General features: G+C 61.2%; 26 protein-coding genes. 13 read left to right on the top strand and 13 right to left on the bottom strand.

The genetic code is table 11. The features are described from left to right. Window positions 1–58: 58 nt before the first annotated feature. A complete protein-coding gene (locus BM346_RS06285; RefSeq protein ID WP_092013399.1) occupies window positions 59–1,546 on the bottom strand; it encodes a DUF3336 domain-containing protein in 1,488 nt (495 codons plus the stop codon). Window positions 1,547–1,700: 154 nt separating this feature from the next. On the opposite strand from BM346_RS06285, the gene BM346_RS06280 reads away from it, so the two are divergent. Further along, window positions 1,701–3,491, top strand: coding sequence for a sensor domain-containing diguanylate cyclase (locus BM346_RS06280; RefSeq protein WP_092009866.1), 1,791 nt, complete (start codon window positions 1,701–1,703; stop codon window positions 3,489–3,491). On the opposite strand, the gene BM346_RS06275 is transcribed toward BM346_RS06280, so the two are convergent. Then, window positions 3,470–4,936, bottom strand: a complete 1,467-nt coding sequence (locus BM346_RS06275; RefSeq protein WP_092009864.1) for a hypothetical protein — start codon at window positions 4,934–4,936, stop codon at window positions 3,470–3,472. The two genes, BM346_RS06280 and BM346_RS06275, sit on opposite strands and share 22 nt — an antisense overlap. A gap of 487 nt (window positions 4,937–5,423) precedes the next feature. Here BM346_RS06275 and BM346_RS06270 point away from each other — a divergent pair, with 487 nt between their 5' ends. The 3 genes from BM346_RS06270 to BM346_RS06260 all read left to right on the top strand — a co-directional run bounded on the left by BM346_RS06270 (window position 5,424) and on the right by BM346_RS06260 (window position 6,952). Next, window positions 5,424–6,164, top strand: a complete 741-nt coding sequence (locus BM346_RS06270; protein WP_092009862.1) for an AzlC family ABC transporter permease — start codon at window positions 5,424–5,426, stop codon at window positions 6,162–6,164. Then, window positions 6,161–6,475, top strand: a complete 315-nt coding sequence (locus tag BM346_RS06265) for an AzlD family protein (RefSeq protein WP_092009860.1) — start codon at window positions 6,161–6,163, stop codon at window positions 6,473–6,475. The genes BM346_RS06270 and BM346_RS06265 overlap by 4 nt, the downstream gene beginning before the upstream one ends. Before the next feature lie 114 nt (window positions 6,476–6,589). Further along, a complete protein-coding gene (locus BM346_RS06260; protein WP_092009858.1) occupies window positions 6,590–6,952 on the top strand; it encodes a YajD family HNH nuclease in 363 nt (120 codons plus the stop codon). A gap of 53 nt (window positions 6,953–7,005) precedes the next feature. On the opposite strand, the gene BM346_RS18055 is transcribed toward BM346_RS06260, so the two are convergent. Further along, a complete protein-coding gene (locus tag BM346_RS18055) occupies window positions 7,006–7,146 on the bottom strand; it encodes a hypothetical protein (RefSeq protein ID WP_167812576.1) in 141 nt (46 codons plus the stop codon). 165 nt (window positions 7,147–7,311) lie between these two features. Here BM346_RS18055 and BM346_RS06255 point away from each other — a divergent pair, with 165 nt between their 5' ends. After that, entirely contained in the window at window positions 7,312–7,695 is a 384-nt protein-coding gene (locus BM346_RS06255) for a DUF2750 domain-containing protein (protein WP_092009856.1), read from the top strand. A 63-nt stretch (window positions 7,696–7,758) separates the two neighbouring features. Here the strand turns inward: BM346_RS06255 and BM346_RS06250 are convergent, their stop codons facing one another. The 3 genes from BM346_RS06250 to BM346_RS06240 form a co-directional block, all read right to left on the bottom strand. After that, the gene (locus BM346_RS06250; protein WP_092009854.1) at window positions 7,759–9,060 is read right to left on the bottom strand and encodes an erythromycin esterase family protein; all 1,302 of its coding nucleotides are present in this window, start codon (window positions 9,058–9,060) and stop codon (window positions 7,759–7,761) included. Between the two features lie 130 nt (window positions 9,061–9,190). Beyond that, window positions 9,191–9,814 (bottom strand): flavin reductase family protein, encoded by a 624-nt coding sequence (locus tag BM346_RS06245; RefSeq protein ID WP_092009853.1) that lies wholly within the window; start codon window positions 9,812–9,814, stop codon window positions 9,191–9,193. A gap of 112 nt (window positions 9,815–9,926) precedes the next feature. Beyond that, window positions 9,927–10,067, bottom strand: coding sequence for a DUF3096 domain-containing protein (locus BM346_RS06240; protein WP_092009851.1), 141 nt, complete (start codon window positions 10,065–10,067; stop codon window positions 9,927–9,929). A 226-nt stretch (window positions 10,068–10,293) separates the two neighbouring features. Between BM346_RS06240 and BM346_RS06235 the strand changes: the two genes are divergently transcribed. Both BM346_RS06235 and BM346_RS06230 read left to right on the top strand, forming a co-directional pair. After that, window positions 10,294–10,452: a YqaE/Pmp3 family membrane protein gene (locus BM346_RS06235; protein ID WP_092009849.1), complete on the top strand. Its 159-nt coding sequence runs from the start codon at window positions 10,294–10,296 to the stop codon at window positions 10,450–10,452. A gap of 19 nt (window positions 10,453–10,471) precedes the next feature. Further along, on the top strand, window positions 10,472–10,912 hold the full coding sequence (locus BM346_RS06230; RefSeq protein ID WP_092009847.1) for a DUF4112 domain-containing protein: 441 nt from the start codon (window positions 10,472–10,474) through the stop codon (window positions 10,910–10,912). A gap of 67 nt (window positions 10,913–10,979) precedes the next feature. Here the strand turns inward: BM346_RS06230 and BM346_RS06225 are convergent, their stop codons facing one another. Beyond that, window positions 10,980–11,720: a PEP-CTERM sorting domain-containing protein gene (locus BM346_RS06225; RefSeq protein ID WP_092013397.1), complete on the bottom strand. Its 741-nt coding sequence runs from the start codon at window positions 11,718–11,720 to the stop codon at window positions 10,980–10,982. A gap of 679 nt (window positions 11,721–12,399) precedes the next feature. Here BM346_RS06225 and BM346_RS06220 point away from each other — a divergent pair. Together BM346_RS06220 and BM346_RS06215 are read left to right on the top strand one after the other, a co-directional pair. Beyond that, on the top strand, window positions 12,400–13,566 hold the full coding sequence (locus BM346_RS06220; RefSeq protein WP_092009845.1) for a mechanosensitive ion channel family protein: 1,167 nt from the start codon (window positions 12,400–12,402) through the stop codon (window positions 13,564–13,566). Window positions 13,567–13,691: 125 nt separating this feature from the next. Further along, window positions 13,692–14,933 (top strand): Glu/Leu/Phe/Val family dehydrogenase, encoded by a 1,242-nt coding sequence (locus BM346_RS06215; RefSeq protein WP_092009844.1) that lies wholly within the window; start codon window positions 13,692–13,694, stop codon window positions 14,931–14,933. A gap of 90 nt (window positions 14,934–15,023) precedes the next feature. On the opposite strand, the gene BM346_RS06210 is transcribed toward BM346_RS06215, so the two are convergent. From BM346_RS06210 to pdhA, 3 genes are read right to left on the bottom strand one after another with little or no spacing between them, the layout of a single operon-like run. Beyond that, window positions 15,024–16,469: a dihydrolipoamide acetyltransferase family protein gene (locus BM346_RS06210; RefSeq protein ID WP_092009842.1), complete on the bottom strand. Its 1,446-nt coding sequence runs from the start codon at window positions 16,467–16,469 to the stop codon at window positions 15,024–15,026. A 12-nt stretch (window positions 16,470–16,481) separates the two neighbouring features. Further along, a complete protein-coding gene (locus BM346_RS06205; RefSeq protein WP_092009840.1) occupies window positions 16,482–17,462 on the bottom strand; it encodes an alpha-ketoacid dehydrogenase subunit beta in 981 nt (326 codons plus the stop codon). Next, window positions 17,455–18,546, bottom strand: a complete 1,092-nt coding sequence (pdhA, locus tag BM346_RS06200; protein ID WP_092009839.1) for a pyruvate dehydrogenase (acetyl-transferring) E1 component subunit alpha — start codon at window positions 18,544–18,546, stop codon at window positions 17,455–17,457. Before pdhA ends, BM346_RS06205 begins: the two co-directional genes overlap by 8 nt. 283 nt (window positions 18,547–18,829) lie before the next feature. Here pdhA and BM346_RS06195 point away from each other — a divergent pair, with 283 nt between their 5' ends. From BM346_RS06195 to BM346_RS06185, 3 genes are all read left to right on the top strand, one after another. Next, window positions 18,830–19,603: a Crp/Fnr family transcriptional regulator gene (locus BM346_RS06195; RefSeq protein ID WP_092009837.1), complete on the top strand. Its 774-nt coding sequence runs from the start codon at window positions 18,830–18,832 to the stop codon at window positions 19,601–19,603. A 115-nt stretch (window positions 19,604–19,718) separates the two neighbouring features. Continuing rightward, entirely contained in the window at window positions 19,719–20,393 is a 675-nt protein-coding gene (locus BM346_RS06190) for a dienelactone hydrolase family protein (protein WP_092009835.1), read from the top strand. A gap of 167 nt (window positions 20,394–20,560) precedes the next feature. Then, complete coding sequence (locus BM346_RS06185; protein ID WP_092009834.1) at window positions 20,561–21,334, top strand: Crp/Fnr family transcriptional regulator; 774 nt, start codon at window positions 20,561–20,563, stop codon at window positions 21,332–21,334. Between the two features lie 195 nt (window positions 21,335–21,529). Here BM346_RS06185 and BM346_RS06180 read toward each other — a convergent pair whose 3' ends face one another. The 3 genes from BM346_RS06180 to BM346_RS06170 are packed head-to-tail and all read right to left on the bottom strand — an operon-like array spanning window position 21,530 to window position 23,763. Continuing rightward, on the bottom strand, window positions 21,530–22,561 hold the full coding sequence (locus tag BM346_RS06180) for an FAD-binding oxidoreductase (protein WP_092009832.1): 1,032 nt from the start codon (window positions 22,559–22,561) through the stop codon (window positions 21,530–21,532). Between the two features lie 6 nt (window positions 22,562–22,567). After that, complete coding sequence (locus BM346_RS06175) at window positions 22,568–23,374, bottom strand: family 1 encapsulin nanocompartment shell protein (RefSeq protein ID WP_092009831.1); 807 nt, start codon at window positions 23,372–23,374, stop codon at window positions 22,568–22,570. Further along, window positions 23,371–23,763, bottom strand: a complete 393-nt coding sequence (locus BM346_RS06170) for an encapsulin-associated ferritin-like protein (protein ID WP_092009829.1) — start codon at window positions 23,761–23,763, stop codon at window positions 23,371–23,373. Before BM346_RS06170 ends, BM346_RS06175 begins: the two co-directional genes overlap by 4 nt. Before the next feature lie 222 nt (window positions 23,764–23,985). Here BM346_RS06170 and BM346_RS06165 point away from each other — a divergent pair, with 222 nt between their 5' ends. Further along, window positions 23,986–26,118, top strand: coding sequence for an EAL domain-containing protein (locus BM346_RS06165; RefSeq protein ID WP_092009827.1), 2,133 nt, complete (start codon window positions 23,986–23,988; stop codon window positions 26,116–26,118). Window positions 26,119–26,205: the final 87 nt, after the last annotated feature.

The following is a 26,205-nucleotide window of genomic DNA, read 5'->3' as shown; positions in this document are numbered from 1 at the left end:
TAACCACTTGCAGCACGGGAAGTACAGTCGCCGGGCCCTGAACCGGTACAGTGGTGCTTCAGACTTGCCGGGAGTCAATGGGTTCCACCTGCTGCCGCTCGGCCCCGGCCCGCTCCTTCAGCCGCTGTATGCATTCCCGGAACGTTCTGCTTACCAGGGTCTGATCCTCGATCATTGCCATTTTTGGCCATGTGGCCTGCTCCCCGATGCGAAGGAACATGTCCAGGTCCTCCAGGGTGGGATTGGAGAGGACCTTGCGATAGAGCGACGGCTGGAAGGGAAACTGGATATTGATATCGCCGATGTAGGTCTGGGTGGCCATGGCGTGGGCCTGTTCGATCAGAGGCCGGACCACGGATGAGGACCAGGTATTGCGGGTCAGCTCCAGGAGACTGGCGACATGGGCATGGACGATCGAGGAAGCCGCCTGCTTGAGGGAGGCGCGATAACCCTGTTCAAAGCGGTGGCCTATAAAGGGGAGTACGTGGGGATTCGCCTGGCTGACAATGGTTTTGTTGACGTTGTGGAGGCGTGCCAGGCGCATCTGAGGCAGGTCGCCATGGAGGCTGCCGTCTATCCATGTTTCCGTGGGCATGTAGGGGATTTCATCGTCGCCCCCCTCGGAACGGTCCCGGGCCTTGAGGGTGACCGGCGGGAATATGCCCGGTACGGCACAGGACGCCAGCACGGCGGAATCAATCGTGACATTGGGTGATGCCAGTTCATTCAGCAGGCGGGGTTTCTGCCGGGTTCGGGTGGGGGATACGGAAATGTTCAGGGTCCGGCCGCTGTGCTCGTAGGCTTCGCGGAAACTGCGGTTGCCGATATTGACACGAATGTGGTGATGAAGCCGGTCCTGGTCCATGACATAGCCCTTGCGCCACATATCCGCGGGGCTGAGCCAGTGCAGGGCATCACGATGGGCCCGGCCCGGATGTTCGAAGAATTCCTGGAGCTCAGCGTCGTTCCGGCAGCAGATCGATGCCGCCACAATCGCTCCCATGCTGGAGCCGGCAATGACTTCCGGCAGCAGACCCCGCCGCCAGAGCGCACGGGTGACGCCCACGTGGTAGATGCCAAAGGCAGCCCCACCGCTGAGCATGAGCGCCGGATGGCCGAATACCTTCTCCGCATCCCGGAACATCTGCAGCTTCTGCTCCGCGGAGACATCCGGCTCCCTCTGATCGCAGAGGTAGTTCATGCTGTACCGGACTTCATCGAGGAACTCAGACACGATGAGCTTGGTGCCAGTGCGGGCGACGCCGTAGAGGTCGGGATTGGACAGCTCACCGAGGTGGCGGTAAAGGCTTTCCTGAAGCACCTGGGTCAGATCAGCGATCCGGCCCCGCTCCCGGTACTGCCTCATGAGCCGGATATGCTCGCGAATCAACGACTCGTGCAACATCCGGGTTTCGCCTTCCTCACGCCATCGCAACCCGCCGTCGAGTTCGTCCAGTTTTTGGGCGACCTCGTACCACTGCTCGAAGGAGAGGGCTTCGGCGAGTTGTTGTTCCAGCTGTTTACGAATCTTTGCCTTGCCAGTCATGTTGATACGATAACCCAAGAGCCGTGGGGTGGGTAGGCCCGCGCATTAACCGGAAGCTTCGTCTACGCTTTGGGGGAACAGTCCACTTGTTGTGAACGCCGCACGGTCCCATCGTGGGAGTGCCGGTCTTCATTGTGGGAAAAGGATAGCTCCCATGTCAGAGTATGAGCGCCAACGGCTTTACACGCTGCGGCAGTTGGACATACTGGATACACCGCCCTCCGAGGCGTTCGATCGCATCACCCGCATGGCCTGCAGGATATTTGACCTGCCCGTGGCGGCCGTGTCCCTGACCGATGAAAACCGGCAGTGGTTCAAGTCCCGCCTTGGCACCGGGGTGACCGAGGTTGCCCGCTACAAATCCCCCTGCAGCGACGTATCGGCAACTTCGGAACTGGAGGTGGTGGAGGACCTGCTGGCCACCGACTTCTATCGCGATAGCCCCCAGGCGAAGCTTGGCATGCGGTTTTATGCCGGTGCGCCCCTCACAACCCGGGACGGATATACCCTCGGCACGCTCTGCGTACTGGGCCCGGAGCCGCGGACCGCCTCCGAGGACGAGCTCGAAAGCCTGATGGATCTCAGCAACATGGTGATGGCCCAGATTGAGTTGCGCCATGCCCTGGGGCGTACCGATCCGGTGACCCTGCTACCAAACCGGAGCCAGTTTGGCGATGATCTGGAAGACCTCGCCCGGGACCATCCCGACCGGCCGTACCATGGGCTTTTTGTCGAGCTGGCCAGTGTGGTCCAGCTCAACACGGTGACTCGTGTTCTGGGCGGTGGCCAGGTGGACCTGCTTGCACGGGAGGGAGCCCGGCAACTGGAGGAACTGGTCGGGAGGCATCGAGATCTGTACTCCGTCGGCATGTGCCAGTATCTTTTCCTGCGTGACACGGAGGACCAAGAACTGCTGAAGGCCGAGGCGGAGCAACTGGGACGCCAGTTAAGCCGCTCTTCATTGTGGCGCAACCTGGCCATAATCGTGAGGCCACGCATTGGCATCGCCTCGTTTTTACCGAAAGACGCGGTGGCCGACAATATCATCCGTCTCGCCCAGAGCGCTTGCCAGACCGCGCGTTTTCGGGAATCCTCCCTCGCCGTTTTCACGCCCTCCATGGATACCGAGCAGCAACGCCGGTTCCGGTTGCTGAACGACATGCACCACCTGCTTCAGGACGGCGCGGAGCAGCTTCGCCTGGTTTTCCAGCCCCGGGTGGCGCTGGCTTCAGGCCGCTGCGTCGGCGCCGAAGCCCTGGTGCGATGGCATCATCCGGAACTTGGCGATATTTCGCCCTCGGAATTTATCCCCCTGATCGAAAATACACCCGTGGCGAAGCACCTGACCCGCTGGGTACTCGATGCCGCCATTGCGCAGGCGTCCACCTGGTTCGATCAGGGCATGCCGCTGCGGGTGTCCGCCAACGTCATGGCCTCGAACTTCGAGGAGGCCGGCTTTACCGATCATCTGATCAGCCGGCTGCATCTGGACAAAGTACCAGCCGACCGCTTTGAACTCGAATTGACGGAAAGCGCCCTGGTGGGTAACAGCCTGGCCGTCCGCAAGCAGCTCAAGGCGCTCTCCGGTGCAGGTATCCGCCTGGCGATCGATGACTTCGGTACCGGCTACAGTAACCTTGCCTACCTTCTCAATGTTCCGGCTGACATCATAAAAATCGACCGGGCATTCACGTCAGCCCGCCGCAGCAAGCGACGGGAATCACAGACGATGATGCTCAAGGCGATGATCGACCTCGCCCATGGCATGGGCTACCAGACCGTCGCCGAGGGGTTCGAGCCCCCGGACATGGGAATGACGCTTTCCGAGCTGGGGTGCGACGAGGCCCAGAGCTTCGCCATCTCCAGGCCGCTGGATCCGGAGGCGTTCAGTTCCTGGTACCACAGCCGGGCCACTACCGATGTTTACGGAGCCGGGTTGAAATAACGGTTGAGCAGGTCCGGATCGTCAAAATGGCGCTTGCCGATGAAGGCGGTGGCATGGTGTCCCCACTGACGCATTCCTCCGGGCGACAGTACCCCGGTGTTCCAGAGCAGGAACCGCTCCAGGCGGGCGGTGCCGGGCACCAGGCCGTTGGGCAGGAACAGGCTGCGATGCTTTCCGGTGCCATCCGGCAGTGCCCGAAGCCGGTCATAGTGAACCATCCCGTAGGATGTTGCGGCTTTTCCGGGCTCCGGAGCAGACCCGAAACGCACATCGCTGACGTAGTGGGTGCCGCTTTCCAGGTGGATGGTGGGCCGGGCCTCGTCGGCGTCACCGGACGGCGGTTCCAGGGGCAGAACGGTCATGATCTCGTCGCCCACGGCGTCAGGGTTGAGCTGGAGCCGGTCCGGGTTGGGGTACCACTGGAGGTAGCAGCCACAGGGATGCACGCTTTCGTACAGGACCACCTCGCCATCATGATCCAGCGTCACCCGCCAGATCAGCCCGTCCAGGCGACCGCCGTAAAGGTCCAGGGGATGGGGCTTCGGGCGTTTGTCGAACCAGAAGACATAGACCAGCTGGGGTAGCCACTGGTCCTGCCAACGGACTTGAGAGAGCAGGGTGTAGGCCCGGGCGGGAGGCTCGATCCGCCACTCGCCGTTTTTCCAGAAGGGGGTGCCTGGCTGGTCGTACCGCTCGCCACTGGCCATCATCAGGTAGGGTGCGTGCCGGGCCAGCAGCCGTGCCGTTTCCTGAGGAGTCAACGAAGGCAACCCCAGCGGGCCCCATGCCCCCTCACGACCGAGAATGGCCTCGGCTTCCGCCGGGTCGGATGCCGGTAAAGCCGGGGCGAACAGGCGGGCTTCCGGTCCGTCCACCGGGGTACCGAAAAGCTCCGCCTGCTCCTCCTGAAGCTGCCTTACCTGGTAAGCCAGTATCGGGCGCACCAGGGGATAGGCCCCGACCACCCGGCGCCAGTCCAGGTAGGCGTCCGGTTGATGGGCCCAGGCTGCCAGTGATTGCCATTGATCTGAATCGGAAACCAGGGCATCCACCTGCTGGCGGGCGCAATGCATCAGCCAGGCCGGGTCGAAGCCGTGATGACTGTCGAGCCTTTTCAGCCGGGCGCGCAGTGCCCGTTCACCGTTATCCAGGGCATGTTCGAGCCATTCCCGCTTCTGTTCCGGGGTGAGAGTGTCCAGGTCGAAATCCATCAGTGTGCGATTGACTCTGAGGTAGGGGTAGCCGGGAATTTCCGTTCCCTGGGCGTCCCTGATGCCAGCCTGGTCCAGCCGCTGCCCGACATCCACCCATGAGGTGGTGCAGCCCGCGCTGGTGAGAGGGGCCGGAGGGTTATAGCTCGCACACCCCACGAGGGCCATGGCCGCTAGGGTCAGGAGCAGAAGATTGCGGAAGGATACATGGCGTCGTTTGGAAAGAAGGATCATTTGCCTTGGTCACCCTGGAGTTTTCAACGCTTCGGCAGGCCAGTGGCACCGGCCGGCTGGTGGTACATGTCGACGCCGCCCGGAAGGTTTGTGTCCGCCTTTCCTCAGATTGCCAGAAGCAGGCCGGAGTAGCCAATGATGCCAAAGACGAAGGGCCAGAAACGGCTTTTTCTTTCTTCCGGCAGTTCCTCCTTCTGCACGTTGAGAACGATGCCGCCTGCCAGGAAAGCGAACCGCTAGAAAATGCCATCCCCGGGGGGGCGGGCCCCGGGGGCCGGATTACCGGCAAAGCGCTCACGGAAGACCAGGTCCTCCATGATGAGATGAGAAAGGTGTCAGGGGAGGGCCGTGATGCCGGTGATCCGACCGGACGGTCGTTTTTCGTATTTCCGGTAGTTTCTAAGGCCTCGTCAGGGTTCCTCCCCGGACCCTGGCGAAACGCAGATGGGTCTCGCATCAGGTCGTCAGATTCTGTTAGATTCCTACGATGCCTGCCGATGCCCATCGTTACCAGTTTCAGCCCGCCAGAGTGCGTGCTGAGTTTTTCCGGTTACTGCCCATCTCGTTGTTCGTGGTGGCGTTTGGTGCTGCCTTCGGTCTGGCGGCCGTACAGAAAGGGCTGGAGCCCCTGCAGGCACTGCTGATGAGTGCGGTTGTGTTTGCCGGTGCATCGCAGTTCGCGGCCGTCGATATGTGGGGAGGCCAGGTATCGCTGGTCCCGCTGTTGGCTGTGGTGTTCGCCATCAACTCGCGGCACCTGCTGATGGGCGCCTCGCTTTACCCCATGCTGCGGGAGATGCCCCCGGGCAGGCGTTACGGCCTGTTGCTGCTGCTTACCGATGCCAACTGGGCGGTGTCCGCCCAGCAATATCAGAGCGGCCGGAAAAATCTGGAGGTGATTCTCGGGGGCGGGCTGGTGCTCTGGCTGGCGTGGGTGCTGGGGACAGGAATAGGCGTCTACTTCGGCGGTCTGCTGCAGAACCCACGAAGCCTGGGGCTGGACATGGTGCTGGGATGCTTCCTGCTGGCCATGGCCCTGGGCGGAAAGAAATCCCCCCGCACGCTCCTGGCCTGGGCCGTGGCCGCGATTGCCTCGCTGGCCGCGTGGCGGTGGCTGCCAGCCAACATGCACGTGGTGGCCGGAGCACTGGCGGGCGGTGCGGTCGGCTTCTTCTGGCTGGAGCGCCATCAGGGGCCTGAGCCCGCATCCGGGGAGAACGACCAATGACCGTGGAAACCTCCACCGCCGGCATTCTGGTGATTATTGCACTGATGGCACTGGTTACCGTGGTGACCCGTTTTGGCGGCGTTTTTGCCATGTCCTTCGTACGGATCAGCCCTCGGATCGAGAGCTTTATCAATACCATGGCCAGTTCCGTGCTTATTGCGATCATCGTCCCCATGGCATTCAGTGGCGATGCGGGGGCGATCGCCGCCCTGGCAACCACGGCCGTGATCATGCTTGCCACGCAGAAGACGTTGCCGGCCATCGCCGTCGGTATTGCCGCCGCCGGGCTGGTCCGCTATCTGGTGGGATAGCTCTGTTCGGGAGTGAGGGTTGTGTCCGGAGCGGTTGCCCGGGCCTCGTCGCCATGGCTGGCCAGCAGGCTATACTGATACAGTCAAAGCGCCACAACAGCTGAGGGAAGGTTCGTGAACGGGGACAGAAGCAAGCTGGACAAGGTACTGGCCGCCCAGCGTCAGTATATCGCCGAGCGTGAGGCAGGGTATCGGGAGAGGGCCCTGAAGATGTATCCGTGGGTCTGCGGGCGATGCACCCGGGAGTTTACCCGTGCCAATCTGCGGGAACTCACGGTGCATCACAGGGATCACAACCACGACAACAATCCGTCGGACGGCAGCAACTGGGAGCTGTTGTGCGTGTACTGTCATGACGAGGAGCATCGCAAGGCGGTAAACGACGTGCGTTACGGAAGTGTTGCCGAGAAAAAGCGGGAGCCGGCCACTCACAATCCGTTCGCCGGGCTCCGGGATGCCATGGCGAAGAAGTCGTGACGCCCCTGGCCCCTGCCGGCGGGTCGCAGGCAGGGGCCCGTCGAGCTGTCCCGTCAGCCTGTCGCGTTCTGCTTCTCGCGCTTGGCGGCTTTTTTCTCTTTCGGGGTTAACAGTGGCTTTTTCTTGATTTCCTTGATGCGCTTCTGCTCTTTACTCATGTCCGGACCCATCAGTTCGTGATGATGATGCGCCACCTGGGGGCCTATCCCCTGGCGCGAACAGCAGCATAGCAGGCCGCCACAATCGCCATAGCAGCACTAGTACGCATAGTCCGATGCAGGGTGAATGGCCCGCTTTCTGTAGAATGGCACTCATGGGCCGGACCGGCCGGAAACACAAGCGGAACAGTGAGCCAGACTATGACCGACGACCAGTTGCAAAGCGTGCTTGAGCTGAATGGGGAAGAGAGATACGACTACTTCCTGAGCCAGGTGATTGAAGACCGGGAGATCTGGATACTGGTCAACACCGATAATCGCTTCCTGAAGATCGTATCCGAGGACAGTGATATCGAATACGTGCCGGTATGGCCCACGGCGGATTTTGCCGCCCAGTATGGGGTGGGTTCGGACGACCTCTCTCCGAAAAGCATTTCCCTGCCCGACTTCTTCCGGAAGTGGGTGCCGGGCCTCAGCAAAGACGGTCTGGAGGTGGGCGTTTTCCCCGGTCTGGACGATACCCTTTGGATTACCGAACCGGAAGAACTCAAGCGGGATCTGCAGGAGGATCTGTCGAACTTCTGAACCTGAGGACTTCGGCGGAGGAGCGCGGCGCTGATCCGCCGGCTCCCCCTGTAGAGCGGAAGGTCAGACTCCGAACGGGTAGGTATCCGGCACGCCATCCACAGGCTGCGTGCCCAGCGGACTGACCGCCTGGCTGGTATCGAACCAGATGTATTCATCGAACTGGCGAGGCAGGCTGGCACCGAAGTAGTGACTCTGGCGCTCGGTGAGGGGCCGGTAAATCACCCCGATGGCCCGCTCCAGGCGGGGCTTTTCCAGCGCCTTGACCAGTGACGGGTCACCACCGCGCAGGGGCAGCGTGAAGTTCGGAACCCCGGAGCGGTGGCACAGGTATTCGTAGCTGTCCTCCCTGGATGGCCGCACCTGCTTGATGTCCACCGGGTCGCCCCAGTCGTCGGCGGCGGCGACGGTGCCGTTGTCCGTGCCGAAGCCGATGCTGTACATCTTGCTGCCGAACTTTTCCCGGCACAGCTGCCCGATATTGAATTCGCCCCGCCGGCTCATGTCGGTGGCGGCCGAGTTCCCGATATGGGAGTTGTGGGCCCAGACAACGCCGCGGCTGTTTTCTCCATAATGTTCCAGCAGGCTTTCCAGAGTCTCGAACATGTGGGTGTCCCGCAGGTTCCAGCCGCTGTGGGTGCCGAACAGCATGGTGCGGTAGTACTCCTCGGCGTTGGCAATCAGGCGGGCGTTCTGCATGGCGTTGAAAAAGCGGGTGCCGTCTTTTGCTTCCAGTTTCGCCCTCCGCTCGTAAAGCTCCGAAAGCATGCGCAGGACATCCGGCTCACAGTCCTGGAAGCGGGGGCTCAGGGCCGCCCTGGCATATTCCACCGGCTCATGGCGGTAGGGGGCAAGGCATTCATAGCGTTGCCGGGCAATGGCGGCGGTCTCCGGGTCCACCTGATCGAGATAGGAAAGAACTTCGTTGATGGAGCTGAAAAGGCTGTAAAGGTCCAGCCCATGGAAGGCGACCCGGTCGTCGAAGTCCAGTTCCGCGTTATGGCGCCGCAGCCACTCCACGAAATCGAGGGTCTCCTGGTTTCGCCACATCCAGGTGGGGAAGCGGGCGAAGGCGGTCCATTCCCCGGGCGGGTACTCGGCATGGCGAACGTAGTGGTCAACCCGCGACGCGTCGGGCCAGTCCGCCTCGGCGGAGACGAAGGAGAAGCCCTTCTGCTCGATCAGTGCCCGGGTGATCCGCTCCCGGGCCACGTAGAACTCCGAGGTGCCGTGAGAGGCCTCGCCAATCAGTACCACGCGGGCGTCGCCGATGCGTTCCAGAATCCCTTCCAGGGGAAGGGATGTGGCCGACTCGAATGGGATGGAGACAGCTGCGATGTGATCACTGATGGTGTCGGTGTCCATGTTACCCCCGTCTGGTTGTCGTCTGGACAGTAAAGAACGAGTGCACTTTGTGCAGTGACTTCCTTCTGACACTAGGGGCGTCACACGGACTTATCAAGGAGGAGGCTCCGGACAGCGGGGCATGACGGGATCAGGGTTTCGGCCGGTGCATCTGGAATTTCTGTTCCGGCCCCACGGTGAAGTAGTCAGCCGGCCCGCCACCGCGGAGCACCGGTTCGGCGGCGGCGGTGTCGTAGATTCCATCCCGGATCAGGTGGCGGGAGATGTGAACGCCAACCACTTCGCCAAACACCATCCAGGTGTCTGCCTTCTGCCCGTCGGCACCGGTAAGCTGGAATACCTGGGACACACGGCACTCAAGCGTAACCGGACTCTCCGCAACGTGGGGCGCTGAGATGACCCGCGATGGCTTCGGAGTCAGTCCCGAGAGGGTGAATTCGTCCACTTCCGGCCCGACGTGGGCGCAGGTTTCATTCATCGCCTCACTCAGGGATCGTGTCACCAGGTTCCAGCAGAACTCACCGGTTTCCTCGGCGTTCCGCACCGAATCCTTGTAGCCGATGCTGGAGAATCCGACGATTGGGGGATGGTAGTTGAAGGCGTTGAAGAAACTGTAGGGTGCCAGGTTGAGCACGCCGTTCCGGTCACGGGACGATATCCATCCGATGGGGCGCGGCGCCACCAGGGCGTTGAACGGATCGTGGGCCAGGCCGTGGCCCTCGGCGGGTTGGTAGAAGTGTCTGTCCTCGGTCATACAGCGTACCTGGGTAAGTGAAGGGTCGGACCTGTCCCCGGTTATTCCGGAGCGGCCCCGGAACTATACGATGGCTCTGGCCACTTCCGGTCACCGGGGGCAGGGCATGGGGTCAGACGTGACCCAGCAGGCCCAGGACACCGAAGATGATCAGGTAACCGGCGACGATGTAGTTCAGCAGGCGGGGAAACACCAGGATGCCGATACCGGCCGCGATACTGATCAGCGGGGCGAGGTCAAGGTGAAGCGTCATAAGGGTTCTCTCCTCTGATGGTCGGTCTGCTCCCGCACCCGGCATGCCAGGGCATGGTCATCGGGTTGGAGCTTACAGGACAGGGCAATCCATTACAGCCTAGCACGACAGCCGATGATCCACAGTTGGGGCGGAGGAAAGTCCGGGCCTGTCCGTCCTGTAACCCCCGTTTCCGGGGGAGCTGCTATCCTGTGGGGTACAGTTGTTACGGACGAAGGAGTGGACGATGGATCTGATACGAGTACTGATAGCGATTCTGCTGCCGCCGCTGGGCGTGTTTCTCCAGGTCGGCATTGGCAAGCATTTCTGGATTAACATCCTTTTGACACTGCTGGGCTATATTCCCGGTATCGTCCACGCCGTGTGGGTCATTGCGAAGAAATAGACCGGAGTCAGGTCGGCCAATGAGCTCACCAGAGGGAAAACCCGTTACCAATGAGGACCGGCAGGCGATCCTGAAGCGGCTGGAACGCTTCAGCCGGCTGACCGACAGTGCGGTGCGGATCCCTTTCACCCGCATTTCCGTGGGTATTGAACCGGTGATTGGCCTGATTCCCGTGGTCGGCGACTTTGCTGGTCTGCTGATCTCGGGTTACGTCCTTGCGGAAGCGCAGCGGGCGGGGGCCAGCCGCCGGGTGAAGGCCCACATGATCAAGAACTTCCTGATTGACGCCCTTGTCGGCTCGGTGCCGGTGCTGGGGGACGCCTTTGATGTGATGTACAAGGCCAATGTCCGCAACACAAGACTGCTCAAGGAGGATCTGGAGCGTCAGTTCGGTGTTGAACAATCCGGCCCGCTTCGGTTTTCACCGGGGAAAACCACCACTGATGCCGATGCGTCCTGAACAGAAGAACCATAGAGCTGGGCTCTATGATTCTTCAGGGACATGGCAGGATTTTGCTGCCGATATCTCAGGCCTTCTGCCGCCGGGCCGCACCGAGACCCACCAGGCCCAGACCCAGCAAAGCCAGAGTGCCAGGCTCGGGAACGTTGGTGATGGAACTGACGAACAACACCAGGTCATTGACATCCCTGTCCGACCGGTCATAGGCGAGGTCTTCCCAGGCGATGATGTGGCTGTTCTCGTCCCAGGTCGTTTCACCGAGTCCCGCGAGATTGACGGTGTCTCCCTTACCCTTCAGGGCCGCCATCTGGTCGGCCCCGGCTCTGTTCAGACTGCTGTCCGAGTAAAACAGTGGCTCGGCACGACCAAGGTACAGGCCGAAGGAGCTCGAGCTGAACTGAACGCCGGTATCGAACCCATCAATGGAGACGGTGCCATCTCCGGCCACTGATAACAGGCGCTGGGCTTCCGGGGTATCTGGCGAATCGCCACCAGCGAAAAGCTGAACGTAGTTGGTCGGATCCGCCTGATCGTAAATACCGAAGGTGTTGCTGTTTTTCTTGTTCGCCAGTTCGAACACCAGAGTGGTTGCACTACCAGCCCCTAATGTCTCCCAGTACGTGTCCGAATCGTCAGAAATCTGATCCGCATTGACGTCCACCGACGAATCACCGGCCACCGGTCCAACCGTGATATTGTCCAGTACGGTTTGCAGCCCGTTACCAGTGGCATCGCTGACAAAGATAGCGTTGGCGGAGCCTGCCCAGGAGGCAAGGGCAACCGCTGTGACGATGAGTTTCATATTCATGATGTTCTTCCCCTTGTTTGGCACAAATTCCATCTCGTCCAGGCTGTCTCAACATCATCACGTCTGAGATCCTTGGTAATTGTTCCCATCCAGGGCCGGCGTTTGCGCGCCGGACCCTGGCGACACCCCTCATGAAGCGATAATCATGCCGACAGTGAAATAAACGAAAGAACAGTAGCCTTCTCTGGCGGGGGAGGGGCGTCGGGCAAACCTGATCGACAGCGTTATTCGCTTTACGTGTAGGTGGGGGCGTCGGTCGACCCCGGGGACCGGCAGCAGACCAGCGCCTCCACAGGGGTAAGGACCCTGGCTGCTATTCTTGACAAAGGCTGACGCCCCCGATTTTCATGATGTGACCTAGTTCCTTGAAAACTTTGGGGTGCTGGCTATGTCGCTTGAGTTGGTTGGCAGGCGCCATGACGATCGGTGGGGGCCCGCCGGTTCAGGCTCCCAGATCAGCGGCCTGTGGGCTGCGGCCCCTGGTGGCCAGGTATCGACAAAGCGGGACCGGAAAATATGTGTTTAGTTGACCGACGCCGAAACCCGTCGCGCTGGCATCCGGTTTTAGGCTTGCAACCCGGGCGATTGGCCAGCGGAGTTCCTTCAGGTCTGAGTCTTTCGCCGGGAGTCCCCATCGGTTAGTTTTGATGGTATTGATTCACCATATCGGGAACCCACAATGCTGGAATCTCTGCAGGCTGGCCTTAAAGCATGGCTGATACCCGGACTGTCGGCGCTTCTCGCCGTGGCCGCGACCTATGTCATCTACCGCTTCACCCTGGCGCTGGTCCGCCATTTCTCCGAGTCGAGGACCGTCCCCCGGCTGTTCCTGGATGCCGCCGCCCGCGCCCTGGGCGTTGCCCTGTCATTGCTGGTGCTCAATGGCACACTTGCCGCCGCGCCAGAGGACCTGCCCTATCTTGCAGCGGTCAGGCAGATGGTCACACTGCTGCTGATACTCTCGCTGACCTGGGCCGTGGTCCGCCTGACCTCGGTGATCGGCGAGGTGATCGTGCTGCTGAATCCCGTCCTGGAAGGGCAGTGGCAACGGGCCCGCAAGGTGGAGACCCAGACCCGTTTCCTGGTCCGTTGCCTGAACATCCTCGTGGTGATTATCGGTCTCGGCGCGGCCCTGATGACCTTCGAGCCGGTGCAGAAACTGGGCGCCAGCCTGCTTGCTTCGGCGGGTGTCGGCGGCATCATCCTGGGGTTCGCGGCCCGTCCGGTTCTGAGCAACCTGCTGGCGGGAATGCAGATTGCCCTGACCCAGCCGTTCCGCATTGATGACGTGCTTTTTGTACAGGGGGAGTGGTGCTGGGTGGAAGAGGTCACCGCCACCTACGTGGTGCTGCGGGTGTGGGACCTGCGCCGACTCATTGTGCCGCTGCAGTGGTTTATCGAAAATCCGTTTCAGAACTGGTCCCGCAAAAATGCGGACCTGCTGGGAACCGTCTTTATCTGGGTTGACTACACCATGCCGGTGGAGCCACTTCGCCAGGAGTTCTCCCGCCTGCTGAAGGTTTCACCCCACTGGGACGGGAAGGTGGAGCTGGTGCAGGTGACGGATTCGGATGAGCAGGCCATGCAGGTCCGTTTCCTGATGAGTGCGCCGGACTCGAGCCGGAACTGGGAGCTGAGATGTGCCGTGCGGGAGGGGCTGGTGACCTTTATCCAGCAGAACTATCCCGCTCAGCTGCCCCGTCTGCGGGCCCGCCTGGTGGATAGCGGCGGGAGCGTCAGTGAGGAGAGTAAGGACGGGGAAGGTGCTGATGGGAGAAGTGCTGAGGCGAGAAGTGCGGATGGAAAACGTGCCGATGGGAAAAATGCAGCGGAATCCAGTCGTTAAAGCCGTGCCGGCTGACGCCGCTTTTCCTGTCGCCCCGACGGATGGAAACCCAGCCCGGTTTGCAGGGAGCCCGATGTTCTACCAAGCTTGAGGTAACGATTTGGTAAACCGACAGAGGGAGACTTATGGCCTACGATTTTCTCGAGCAAAGTACCCGCCTGATGAAACAGGCCGCCGAGATCGGTGAGATCAACCCGGATGTCGTCGAGTTACTGTCGGGGCCGGGGCGCCTCATTGCCTTTCGCATTCCCCTGAAGATGGACGACGGCAGCAGTCGTGTGTTCGACGCCTACCGGGTCTGTCATACCGACGCCCTAGGCCCGACCCGGGACGGTACCCGTATCTCACCAGACCTGAACCTCGACGAATGCAAGGCCCTGGCCCTGGTGATGTCGATCAAGCACGCTGCCGGGCGCATACCCGCGGGCGGCGGCAAGGGGGGCATTGCGGCGGATCCGGGGAAGCTCAGCAAGCAGGAGTTTGAACGCCTGTGCCGCGCCTATATCCGTTACCTGCGGCCCTCCGGTCCCGATTGCGACGTGCCGGGCGCCGATGTGGGCACCGACATGCAGAGCATGGCCTGGATGCTGGACGAGTACGAGCAGATCACCGGCCACCATGCCCCGGCGGCGGTCAATGACAAGCCGCCTATTCTCGGCGGCACTCTGGGCGGTTACGAGGCAACCGGTCTCGGTGTGTTCGAGGTGTTCGAGGCTGCGGCGGAGCAAATCGACTTCAAGCTGGAAGGCGCCCGTGTCGCCATCCAGGGTTTCGGGCAGGTCGGGTCAGTGGCTGCAAAGGCTTTCCAGGATGCCGGCTGCAAGGTGATAGCCATTCGTGAAATCGATGCCGGCGTCTATTCGGAGGATGGCCTGGACATCGACAAGCTGCTGGAATACCGGGAGGAAAACGGCTCACTGGAAGACTTCCCGGATGCGGACTCCATCTCCAACGAGGACCTGTTGACCTGTGACTGCGACGTACTCGTGCCGGCTGCCCTTCAGGGCGTGATTACCAAAGAAGTCGCTGAGAACGTCAAGGCGCGGATGGTTGTGGAGGCCGCCAACTCGCCAACAACCCTCGAGGCGGACGAGATTCTGCTGGAGCGGGGTGTGACCGTCGTGCCGGACGTGCTGGCCAATGCCGGCAGTGTGCACCTGTGTCAGATGGAGCGCACCCAGGGGCTGTCTGACGACTACTGGGGCGCGGAAACCATCAGCGAGCAGCGTCGCAGGCGGCTGGTCCACAGTTACCAGAAAGCCGCGGAGATCGCCGAGGAGCATGGCATCAAGTCCGTGCGCCTGGGCGCGTGGATTCACGCCCTCAAGCGTATCGAGGAGGCTGTGCTCGCCCGGGGCTGGTGCTGATCAGGCCAGAAAAAAGCCGGGCTGGTGACAGCCCGGCGTATCCTTTTCTTCCGCTTATTTCTCCAACCTTCCTCCAATGCATCGCTCCGTTCAGGACGAGAGCATCAGGGTCTCCGGATCTTCCAGAATATCGACGATGGTTTTAAGGAACTGCGCGGCATCGGCGCCGTCGTTGACCCGGTGGTCATAGCCCAGGCACAGGGGCATGCGCAGGCGGGCTTCCAGCCTGTAGTTGTCGATATTTCCCGTCGCCACCGGCTCCAGCTGCGCACTGCCCATGCCGAGAATGGCCACTTCGGGGTGGTTGATAATGGGGGTGAAGCTGGTCGCACCGATAGGTCCGGGATTGGTGAGGCTGAAGGTGGCGCCCTCCATTTCCTGCTTCGTCAGTTTTCCCTCCCGGGCCTTGTCCGCCAGGCGGGCCAGATCGGTGGCCAGCTCGATGGTGTCCTTGCGGTCCGCCCCGCGAACCACCGGTACCAGCAGACCCGCGTCGGTGGCCACGGCAACGCCGATGTCGTAGTAGTCCTTGTAGATCAGCTCGTCGTTGTCCACATCCAGGCTCGAGTTGAACCTCGGGAACTGCTTCAGCGCCGCCACCAGGGCCTTGATTGCCAGCACCGTCATGGTCAGCTTGCCCCCGCGCTTTGCCACCTCGTCCTGGTGACGGCCGCGGAAACGTTCCAGCTCCGTGATATCCGCAATGCTCTGGTGCATGACATGGGGAATCTCCTGCCATGACAAACTCATGTTGCGGGCGATGGCCTTGCGGATGGCCTCCAGGGGCTCCCTCCGGGTCTCACCCCACTGGCTGAAGTCCGGCAGTTCCGGCGACTCCCCGCCGGCTCTTGAGGATTCCTTCGATGCCGCCTCCTCGGAAAACTCCTCAACGTCTTCCTTGGTTACCCGGCCGTCGGGGCCGGAGCCTTCCACCTCGTGGAGGTCAACGTGAAGCTCTCTTGCCAGCTTGCGGGTGGCGGGGGCGGCGGGCACCGGCTGCTCCGATGACGTGTCCCGGTCTTTCGATCCGGGCTTTTGCCGTTTCTTTCCGTGCTTCTTCCGGTCACCGGACTTCTCCCGGGTTTCATGAGAAGACTCTTCATCGTCCTCTGCTGAGTTCTCCTCATCCTTTTCGCCATCTTCTTCGGACTCCTTCCCGGCATCTTCATCGGACTCTTCCCGGGACTTTCCACGAGACTTGCTGTCTTCTTTTTTCCTGTCCGACTTTTTGCTTTTGCGGTCTTCCCTGCCGGACTCAACGTCTTCCCCGTCGGAGGAATCCTTGCCGTCGTCGTCTTCACCATCACTGTAGGTGACCAGCACCTGGCCCACCTTGATGGTGTCTCCCTCGCTGACCTCAACGGACTCGATCGTGCCATCGAAGTTGGCCGGTATCTCATTGGCAGCCTTGTCGGTTTCCACGGTGAGCAATGGGTCACCGTCCTCGACCCTGTCGCCTTCGCTCACCAGGATCTCGACAACATCCGCTTCGGTAATGCCCTCGCCGGGGTCTTCAAGCCTGTACTCTTTCGACATGAACAATGACTCCTAGTCGGCCATGGCCTGGCGTGCGCCTGTGACAATGCGGGCGACATCGGGAATGTAATCCTGCTCCCGGGCGAAATACGGGGTGATCACGTCGTAACCGGTAACCCGCTGGATCGGCGCTTCCAGGTAATAAAAGGATTTCTCGTTGATACGGGCGATGATTTCCGCGCCCGGGCCAAAGCTGCGATGGGCTTCATGAACAATGACCACGCGGCCGGTCTTGCGGACCGACTCGCTCAGCTTTTCGTCGTCCAGGGGCGAAATGGACAGCAGATCGATGACTTCCGCCTCGATGCCATCTTCCTCAGCCAGCTTTTCCGCCGCCTCCAGGGTCCGATGCGTCATGGCGCCGTAGGTGATAATGGTCAGATCATCGCCTTCCCGTGCAATCTGTGACTCCCCCAGGGGAATGGTCTCCTCCTCGTCCGGCACTTCCTCCTTGAACGCGCGGTAAATGGCCTTGCCCTCAAAGAAAATCACCGGGTCCGGGTCGCGCATGGCGCTCACCAGCAGGGCGCGGGCATTGCGGGGCCCGGAGGGAATCACCATTTTCAGGCCCGGGGTATGGGCGTAGTAGGCTTCCCGGCTTTCGGAGTGGTGCTCCAGGGCCCGTACACCGCCGCCATAGGGCATGCGGCACACCATGGGCACGTTGTAGCGTCCCCGGGTACGCCAGCGCATCCTCGCGGCCTGGCCTTCGAGCTGGTGAAAGGCAAAGTAGCTGAACCCGGAGAACTGGAGTTCACACACCGGTTTCAGGCCCGCGATGGCCATGCCAACCGACATGCCCACGATGGCGGACTCCGCCAGTGGTGTGTCCATGACACGGTCTTCGCCGAATTTCTTCAGTAGACCATCGGTCACCCGGAAGACACCGCCGTCAACCCCGACGTCCTGGCCCAGCACGTGGACGCTGTCATCCTTTTCCATTTCCTGTTCCAGGGCCAGGTTAATGGCCTGCACCATCGTCAACTCAGCCATTTTTGTCCTCCCGGTACTGCTTCATGGTCTGCCGCTGCTCCTCCAGGTAGGCAGGTCGCTCCTCAAACAGATGATCGAACATGACCAGAGGGTCACCGAGGGATTCGATCTGCTCCTCGACCTCGTCCCACGCGGATTTTACTTCGTCGTCGATCTCCTCCTCGAGGGAATCGATGTCCTTCTTGCGCAATATCCTGCGGTCCTTCAGATATTGCTGGAAGCGGGGGATCGGATCCCACTCCTCCCACTTTTCCTCTTCCTCCTCGTCCCGGTACTTGCCCGGGTCGTCCGCGGTGGTATGAACCGAGAGACGGTAGGTGACGCATTCGATCAGTGTCGGGCCATCGCCCTTGCGGGCCCGTTCGGCCGCCTCACGGGTCGCGGTGTAGACCGCCAGGGGGTCGTTACCATCCACCTGAATACCGGGCATGCCGTAGGACAGCGCCTTCTGTGCCAGGGTCCGGGACTCGGTCTGCTGTTCACGGGGAACGGAAATCGCCCATTGATTGTTCTGGCAGATGAAGATGTTGGGGGTGTTGAAGACCTGGGCAAAGTTCAGGGCTTCGTGGAAATCCCCTTCCGAGGTGGCGCCATCGCCGAAGTAGGACACCACCAGACGGTCCTTCTTCTGCATCTTCATGGCATAGGCAATGCCCACGGCTTCGGTGATCTGGGAGGCCACGGGAATGGAGATGGGCAGGTCGTTCTGGCCTTCCGGGATTTCGCCGCCTTCGTTGTAGCCGGCATTGAACAGCAGCAGGCCGCTCATGGGCGTGCCGCGCCAGAGTGCCACCGACGTCTCCCGGAAACTGGGCACCATCCAGTCGTCGTCTTCCACCGCGGCGATGGAGCCGACCTGGCTCGCCTCCTGGCCCTTGGCCGGGGCGAAGGTGCCGATGCGTCCCTGCTTCTGCCATCGCAACTGGTATTCGTCGAAGCGCCTGCTCAGCAGCATGGTCCGATGCATGCGAAGCAGGGTGTCCTTATCGATTTTGGGGTCAAGGTCCTTGTCGGGTTTGCCCTTTTCATCAAGAATCGAAAGATACTCGATGGAATGCTCAAGCTTGATTTTCTTTCGTGGCATATCGATCCCTTTCGCTGATTGTCACCTATAGGTGTAGGTCTTATCGGCGCTTTTTCCAAGTGCTGGGCCGTGTAAGGATACAAAAGGGGGCGGGGGCAACTACAGCCATGGCCAGCAACTGTCTTTTCAGTCTCCCAATAAACTTGCTACGGTGAATGTTCCAACGACGCTATCATGGGGAGTTACAACAAGAGATAACGCAGGTTATAGGGGCGGAGCACGGAAGCATTCACACTGCCCGATGAACGCGGCGATACCGACGTGTTCCCTTGAGGGAAGTGAAATGACAAATAATTCAGACGAAAGCTGTATCGTCAGACACATCAAATCCTATGGCGAGATTGACCAAAAAGACGAGGGACTTTTACTTTCCCTTGAAGATGGGCCTTGCGAGTGGTCAAAAAATGCCATCCTGTGGAATCAGGGCGAGGAATCGGACTGCTTCTACACCCTGAAAAAGGGTTGGGTCTGTGCCTTCCGTGACCTGGAGGACGGCAGCCGGCAGGTATTGGATATCTATGTTCCGGGTGACATAGTGGGCCTGCGGGAATTTGCCTTTCAGAAACGCATCACCAGCGTGGTCGTCCTCAGGGAGGCCGAGCTTTGCGCCTTCCCAAAGTCCCATTTGGCCGAGATTTTTTCCAGGTCGCGGACACTGAGCAGCATTTTCTTCATGATTACCGCACGGGACCAGGCGGTTTTACTGGAGCGGCTGGTGAATCTCGGCCGCCGGTCCGCCCGGGAGAAACTGGCCCATTTCCTGGCGGAAATTTCCCACCGCCTGCAGCGCACCAATGCCCAGGTGGAGAGTCACCTGTCCCTGCCCCTGAGCCAGGGGGTACTGGCAGACGCCCTCGGCCTCAGCGCGGTGCACGTAAGCCGTACCTTCCGGGAGTTTCGCCTGGAAGGGCTGGTGAGCACGGACAACGCTCACGTCAAGCTGCTGGATATCAAAGGTCTGGAAGCGGTGGCGGGTTTTGATGATTTTTACCTGGAATCAACCGCCGGCCTGCTTACTGGCCCAGACAGACAGACAGACAGACAGACAGCGTGCTGACTGAATGCGCCAGAATCGGTGTGCCGGTGTCTGCACCTGGCCTGGGGACGCTTCCGGGTCTAGGCTGAAAGGACTGTATTTCACCATGCACTCACGGTAAAAGCGCGAGGTATCGATGGCTGACTCCTCCTATGCCCCCGGAAAATCCCACAGCGTTGTCATTGAAGCGGACGGGCGTCGTCTCAATGCGGATCTCACCATGCCCAAAGATCAGCCCGTCGGCGTCGTCCTCTTTGCCCACGGCAGCGGCAGCAGCCGGCTCAGCCCCCGTAACCGCCAGGTGGCCCAGGCTTTGGTTGACCGAGGCCTCGCCACGGTGCTGCTGGATCTGCTGACGGAAGAGGAGGAGAGGGAAGACCAGGTCACCCGGGAGTTGCGGTTCAATATCCCGATGCTGGCCGGTCGCCTGACGGATGCCGTGGACTGGCTGGGTGGGGATTCGCAGCTGCAAAGCCTGCCGGTGGGTCTGTTTGGCGCCAGCACCGGTGCAGCCGCGGCCCTGATTGCCGCCGCCGATCGCCCGGAGCGCGCCTCCGCCGTGGTCTCGAGAGGCGGGCGACCGGATCTGGCCGGGGAGGCCCTGCCCCGGGTGGAAGCCGCCACCCTGTTCATTGTGGGCGGCGAAGACACACCGGTTATCGAGATGAACAGGGGCGCCGCCAGGGAGATGCAGTGTCACGTGCAGACGGAGATTGTTCCCGGGGCCACCCACCTGTTCGAGGAGCCCGGTAAACTGGAGGAGGTCTCCAGGCTCGCCGCTGACTGGTTTCTTGAGAAACTGCAGGGTTGACTCCAGAGTGGCCCGGACAGGTTGTTCCGGTCCTCCTGAATGCTCCGAGAAAGTAACTACCGGGAGTTTTGATAAGCGATAACTTAGGTTGTAGGAGTAAGAGCGCGAAAGCATTCACACTTCCCACGGGCGCGGCGATCCTGCCGGGTGTGTTTAAGGGAGTGGAAATGAGCAGTGGTGTTGGAGAGAGTTGCATCGTCAGGCATTTTGAGTCTTACGCAGAACTGAGCGAAAAGGACAGGCGACTTTTACTCTCGCTGGAGGACGGCCCGCGCACCTGGACCAAGAACGCCATTATCTGGAGCCAGGGAGACGAATCCGACGGCTTCTACACCATCAGGAAAGGCTGGGTCTGCGCCTTCCGTGACCTGCAGGACGGCACCCGCCAGGTGCTGGATGTCTATGTGCCCGGCGACATCGTGGGCCTGCGGGAATTCGCCTTCCAGACCCGCATCTCCAGTATGATCGCCCTCAGTGATGCCGAACTCTGCCCCTTTCCAAAGTCCCATCTGGCCCAGGTTTTCGCCAGCTCAGTGACGCTGTGCAGCACCATCTTCATGATTACCGCACGGGATCAGGCGATTCTGCTGGAGAGGCTCGTGAACCTCGGCCGCCGTTCCGCCCGGGAGAAGCTGGCCCATTTCCTGGTGGAAATCTCCCATCGCCTGCAGCGCACCAACGCCCAGGTGGAGAATCACCTTTCCCTGCCTCTGAGCCAGGGTGTGCTGGCGGATGCCCTCGGGCTCAGCGCGGTGCACGTGAGCCGTACTTTCCAGGAATTCCGGACGGAAGGGTTGCTGGAAACCGGCAACTCCCATGTGGTATTGCTGGACATCGAGGGCCTGGAGACAGTGGCGGGTTTCGACGGGTGCTACCTTGAGCAGCCGGTGAGTGAGCTGCTGCTGGCTGACCCGCACCCGTCGTCTGCATCGTTGCCCTAGTGTCTCGGCCGGTTAATTCGCTGACCTACTGAGCCCCTGAAAGCTTGCCGCTGGCGACTCTGGACCTGTGTTGTCAGCCCTTGATGTGGAACCACCACACCTGCGGACTGACGCCTTGGCCAGAGTCGCCAGCGGCAAGCAATAGGTCAGCGAATTAACCGGCCGGGACACTAGTATCCCGTCCGGGACACTACACTAGTCATAGCTTTCCGTTTTCAGCTGGAACTCCAGAGGCGCCACATACTGGCCAACGGCGGCCAGCATGCCGGAATGGCCGCAGGCGTAGATCAGCGTGTTGCCACTGGTCAGGTTGTGTCGGGACAGATACTCTTCCACCAGGGTGTCCACCCGCCCGGTAGCCCCGGTCCAGCCCTGGTTGGCGGCCTCCTCCGGCCGGCTCACGGTGGGCACGTAGGTCAGCAGGTCGGGGTGGGCCGCGGCCAGTGCCTCGAGCTCTTCCCGGTAGCCGTATTCTCTCTGGTAGCTGGCCCCGTGCAGCAGGTGAAAATGGTGGCCGCTCTTCCCCCGGTGCAGGTAGTCCCGCAGCATACTCACGAACGGATTGATGCCCGTCACTGTGGCCACCATCAGCTGATGGGGGTAGCTTTCATCAAACCGCAGGCCGCCCTTCGGCGTGCCCAGTGTCACGGGGTCTCCTGCCCGCATCTGGCGCATCTTCTCGGACATGCGGCCACCGGGCACCAGCTCCACGAAAAACTCCAGGAACGGTTCGTGGGGCGCGGAGACGATGGAGTATGAACGGGTGATGCCGCCCAGGCCCACCTTGACCGACTGGCCGGCCACAAACTGGAAGTCCTGGGGCCGGGGCACCCTGAAAATGATGAGATCCGGAGTCACATCCCGGCGTTCCATCACCGCCACGCCTTCGGCGGTGGTTGCCGGCCGGGTGAGGGCGCCGGTCTGTGACGGCCCGGGTTCGGCTTCCGGCGCGGGCGCCGCCTCACCGTTGCCATCATCTGCGCTGGCCGGATCTGACCCGCCTGTCAGCGGCGGAGCTTCGGCACCGGCACCGGCACCGGTTTCCTGTCGCCGCAGCCATTCCAGCAGTCGCCAGGTCTGGGCAGACTTGCGCCGGTTGATGCCAGCAAGGGTGGAGCGCAGCTGTTGATCGCCACACTCCCGCTGGCGCCGGCTCAGATCCTCCAGTTCCACCAGGGACTGGCGGGCGCTTTGGCGCGTCCGGGTAATATCGGAATCGGCGGCCATAACGGCTTACGCTTTCTTGGTAAGCGTGCAGATGGCGCCGGGTTCCTCGACCCGCAATACCAGGCTCTCGCTGACGAACATCTGGTGGTGGATGCCGTCGTTGGTGGAGTATCCGGTCATCAGGTCCTGGCCGATAATGATGCGGCCAACCCGGGCATCCACCAGTACGGCACCCTCGATTTCCGCCTTGAAGACGCCCAGTTCGCACAGGCGCTTGAGATGCTCGAGCTGCAGCATGTCGGTGCCTTCGTAACGGCGGAACAGCAGGTTGTACCAGGTTGGTGACAGTGCCAGGGCGTAAGGCCCGTGAAAGCCATTGTCATCCAGATGATTGACCGCGGTGAGTACGTTCTCCAGGGCCTGCTCGATCTTGCTCCAGTCCTCGCACTGGACCTCATTGCGGCCCTTTGCCGTCAGCAGTCCCTCCAGACCGAAATCCGGCTGGCCGTAGTAGATGAACTCTTCCTCACGCCGGGCCACGGCCTCCGCCGCGTCCTCAACCGACCGCAGGTCCAGGGGCTGGCCCATGGACTCGTAGCCTTCGATGCGGCGCACGCTCAGTCCGAAGCCCTTGCGCAGCATCGGAATCGCGCTGGCCCGGCTGAGCACGGCACCGGCCTCATCCGGCTTCGGCTGGCGGCAGTATCCTTCTTCGCCCGCCTCGATGGCCGTCAGGCCCACACCATAGGGGCCGTCCACTTCCAGGAACCGGCGCCCGGTGAGAACTTCCCGGGCGGCTCCGACCGCCGCTTGATCAATGTTTTCCCAGATGTCTTTGGAGAAGGAGGCGTTTCCACGATTGAGATAGCTCATGATTTTGACTCACCCTTCATAGAACCAATGGTGAATTTGTTCAGGCTTTTGGTGGGGCCGGACCGGGAGGCGTCGCTGAGATCCGCGTCTTCCTCTTCCGCCTCGAGAATCGGCTTTTCGGTAAACAGGTAGATCTTCATCTGTTCGGCGAAATCCGGATGGTTGCGCCGCAACCATTCCAGCACCATGCAGGCGTGTTCGATTTCCTCCCGCATGTTGTGAAGCAGCAGGCCCTTGAGTTCTTCATCGTCGGTGGCGTCCGCGCGCTGCTGATACCAGTCGACGGCTTCAAGCTCTTCCTGGACCGAGACCAGGGCGCGATGCATGTCCCGGGTCTTTTCCGATAGTTGCTCAATAGGCTCGTGGTAACTCTCGCTTGCCCCTGCCATGTTTTTCTCCGCAATGGATAGGTGGTGAATTCATGATGGAAAAGTGTCTTACCCACTTACAGAGCTTATGCCAGCCGGTAGTGATTTCAAGGTGGTACCCCGCCAGCGGTTCGGGCAGGGCCGGAAATTCGGACTACACTGCTTGAAAAGAGGTGGATACCAGATAACGGTAATTCAGGGTTCCGCTTTTCCTTTATCGCCGAGCTAACAGGAAGTCAGCCCATGACGCGAGCCCCCTCGGGAGAACAGTCATCGTTCACCCTTTCGGAATTTTTCCGCCGGGAGGCGGAGTCCATTTTCGAGGTCTGGGAAGTCGACGCGAGGAAAGCCGCCGATTGTGCGAGCAGGCTGCCCAGCCGGGAGCTCCGCAATAACCTGCCGGAACTCCTGAAGACCATGGCCGATCATGCGGACGAGGCCCTCAGTGGGCAAAGTATTGCAAAGCTTTCCGTGAATGCCGCCAGGAACCATGCCCAACTTCGCTGGCGCCGGGGCTACAGCCTCAAGGAAGTTGCCCGCGAGTACGGGATACTGCGCAGCGCCATCGTCCAGACATTATCGGACCGCATTTCCGAGCTCTCGGAAAAGGAGCTGAGGTTTCTGTTCGAGTCCCTCGATGGCGCCATTGTCGAGAGCGTCGGCACCTATGTTGCCATCTCCAACCAGGAGCGCGAGTCCGAGCAGGAACGACTCCAGGTTACCCTGCGAAACATCAGTGACGGTGTGATATGCACGGACGCGGACGGCCTGACCCATTACCTCAACCCGGCAGCCGAGCGAATCACCGGCTGGAGTGGGGAGGATGCGATTGGCAAACCGGTCGGGGAGGTCGTGGCGGTACTTGATGAAGCCAGCGGCCAGCCGGTCGAAAGCATGAGCGAACTGACCTTGAGGACCCGGGATCAGTCCGCGCACCGAAGTGACATCCTGCTGGAGCGCAAGGACGGCAGGCAGGTTCCGGTGGAAGAGGCTGCCGCGCCCCTGTGGGATTCCGGCGGTGAGTTCCTGGGAGTCGTGGTCACCATTCGCGATGTCAGCAATGTCCGCGCCCTGACGGCCCAGCTTGGTTACCTGGCCACCCGGGATCCGCTGACCGGTCTCCCCAACCGGGCCCTGCTCAAGGACCGGCTGATGCAGGAGGTCGCCCACGCCGAGCGCCATGGTGAGCGGCTGGCCCTCATGTACCTGGATCTTGATCTGTTCAAGGAGGTCAACGACATGCTTGGCCACACCGCCGGCGACGATCTTCTGGTGGAGGTGGCCGAACGACTGAAGAACTGCGTGCGACGCTCCGATACGGTATGCCGGGTGGGTGGCGATGAGTTCATCCTGCTGCTGACCGAGTTTGGCGAGATGGCCAGCCTGAATGAACTGGGAAGCAAAGTGTCCGACACCCTCCGGGAGCCTTTCGAACTGGAGGGTCACACCGTCGAGATATCCACCAGCGTCGGTATCAGTGTCTTTCCTGACGACGGCCACGATCCGGACAGTCTTATCCGCCACGCGGATACGGCCATGTACCAGGCCAAGGCCCTGGGCCGCAACAATATGCAGTTCTTCGCGCCGGCAATGAACCGACGGGCCAGGGAACGCCGGGAACTTCAGAGGGAGCTGCGCAAGGCCCTTGCGGAGAAGCAGCTTTCCCTGCATTTCCAGCCCCAGGTTGAACTTGCCACCGGCAAGGTGCTGGCGGCGGAAGTCCTGTTGCGATGGCGCCATCCCCGGCTGGGCTCGGTTTCACCCAATCGCTTCATTCCGGTGGCCGAGGAGCGCCGGGAGCTGATGATCAGTATCGGTGACTGGGTTCTTGAGGAATCCTGCCGCCAGGCGAGAGCCTGGCTCGATGCGGGGTACCCGCCTGTGCGGGTCTCGGTGAACGTGTCGATGGTCCAGCTGCGGGGTGACAGCCTGGTGGATCATGTTGCCGATGTCCTGGACCGATTCCGGCTGCCTCCGAACCAGTTGCAGCTGGAGCTGACGGAATCCGTGCTGATGAGCGATGTCGCCGGTGCCGCGGACCGGATACGGTCCCTGGAGAAGATGGGCGTGCGGATTTCCGTCGACGACTTCGGTACCGGGTACTCGTCACTGAGTTACCTCAAGGACCTGCCCGTGGACGAACTGAAGATCGACCAGACCTTTGTTCACGACCTGGCGTCGGATCCTGACAAGGCGGCCATCGTCAATGCGATCATCCGGATGGGGCAGAGTCTCAACCTGAGGGTCATTGCCGAAGGCGTGGAAACCAGTGGCCTGGTGGACTACCTCTGCGCAAACGGTTGCGAATATGCCCAGGGCTTTTACTTTGGCAAGCCGGTCACGGCCAAACGGTTTGAGGGGCGGTTTCTCAGCTGAGGGCTGGCCAGGGAAAACATCGTACCGGCCTGCCCACAGGCACCGAAAACCGTGTCCGGCCTTGCCGTGGGGGCATCACCGGCTACG

Source organism: Marinobacter daqiaonensis (assembly GCF_900115285.1).
Classification (GTDB): Bacteria; Pseudomonadota; Gammaproteobacteria; order Pseudomonadales; family Oleiphilaceae; genus Marinobacter; species Marinobacter daqiaonensis.
Note: the sequence above shows the minus strand (reverse complement) of the source record. Positions and strands in the feature narration are given on the sequence as shown.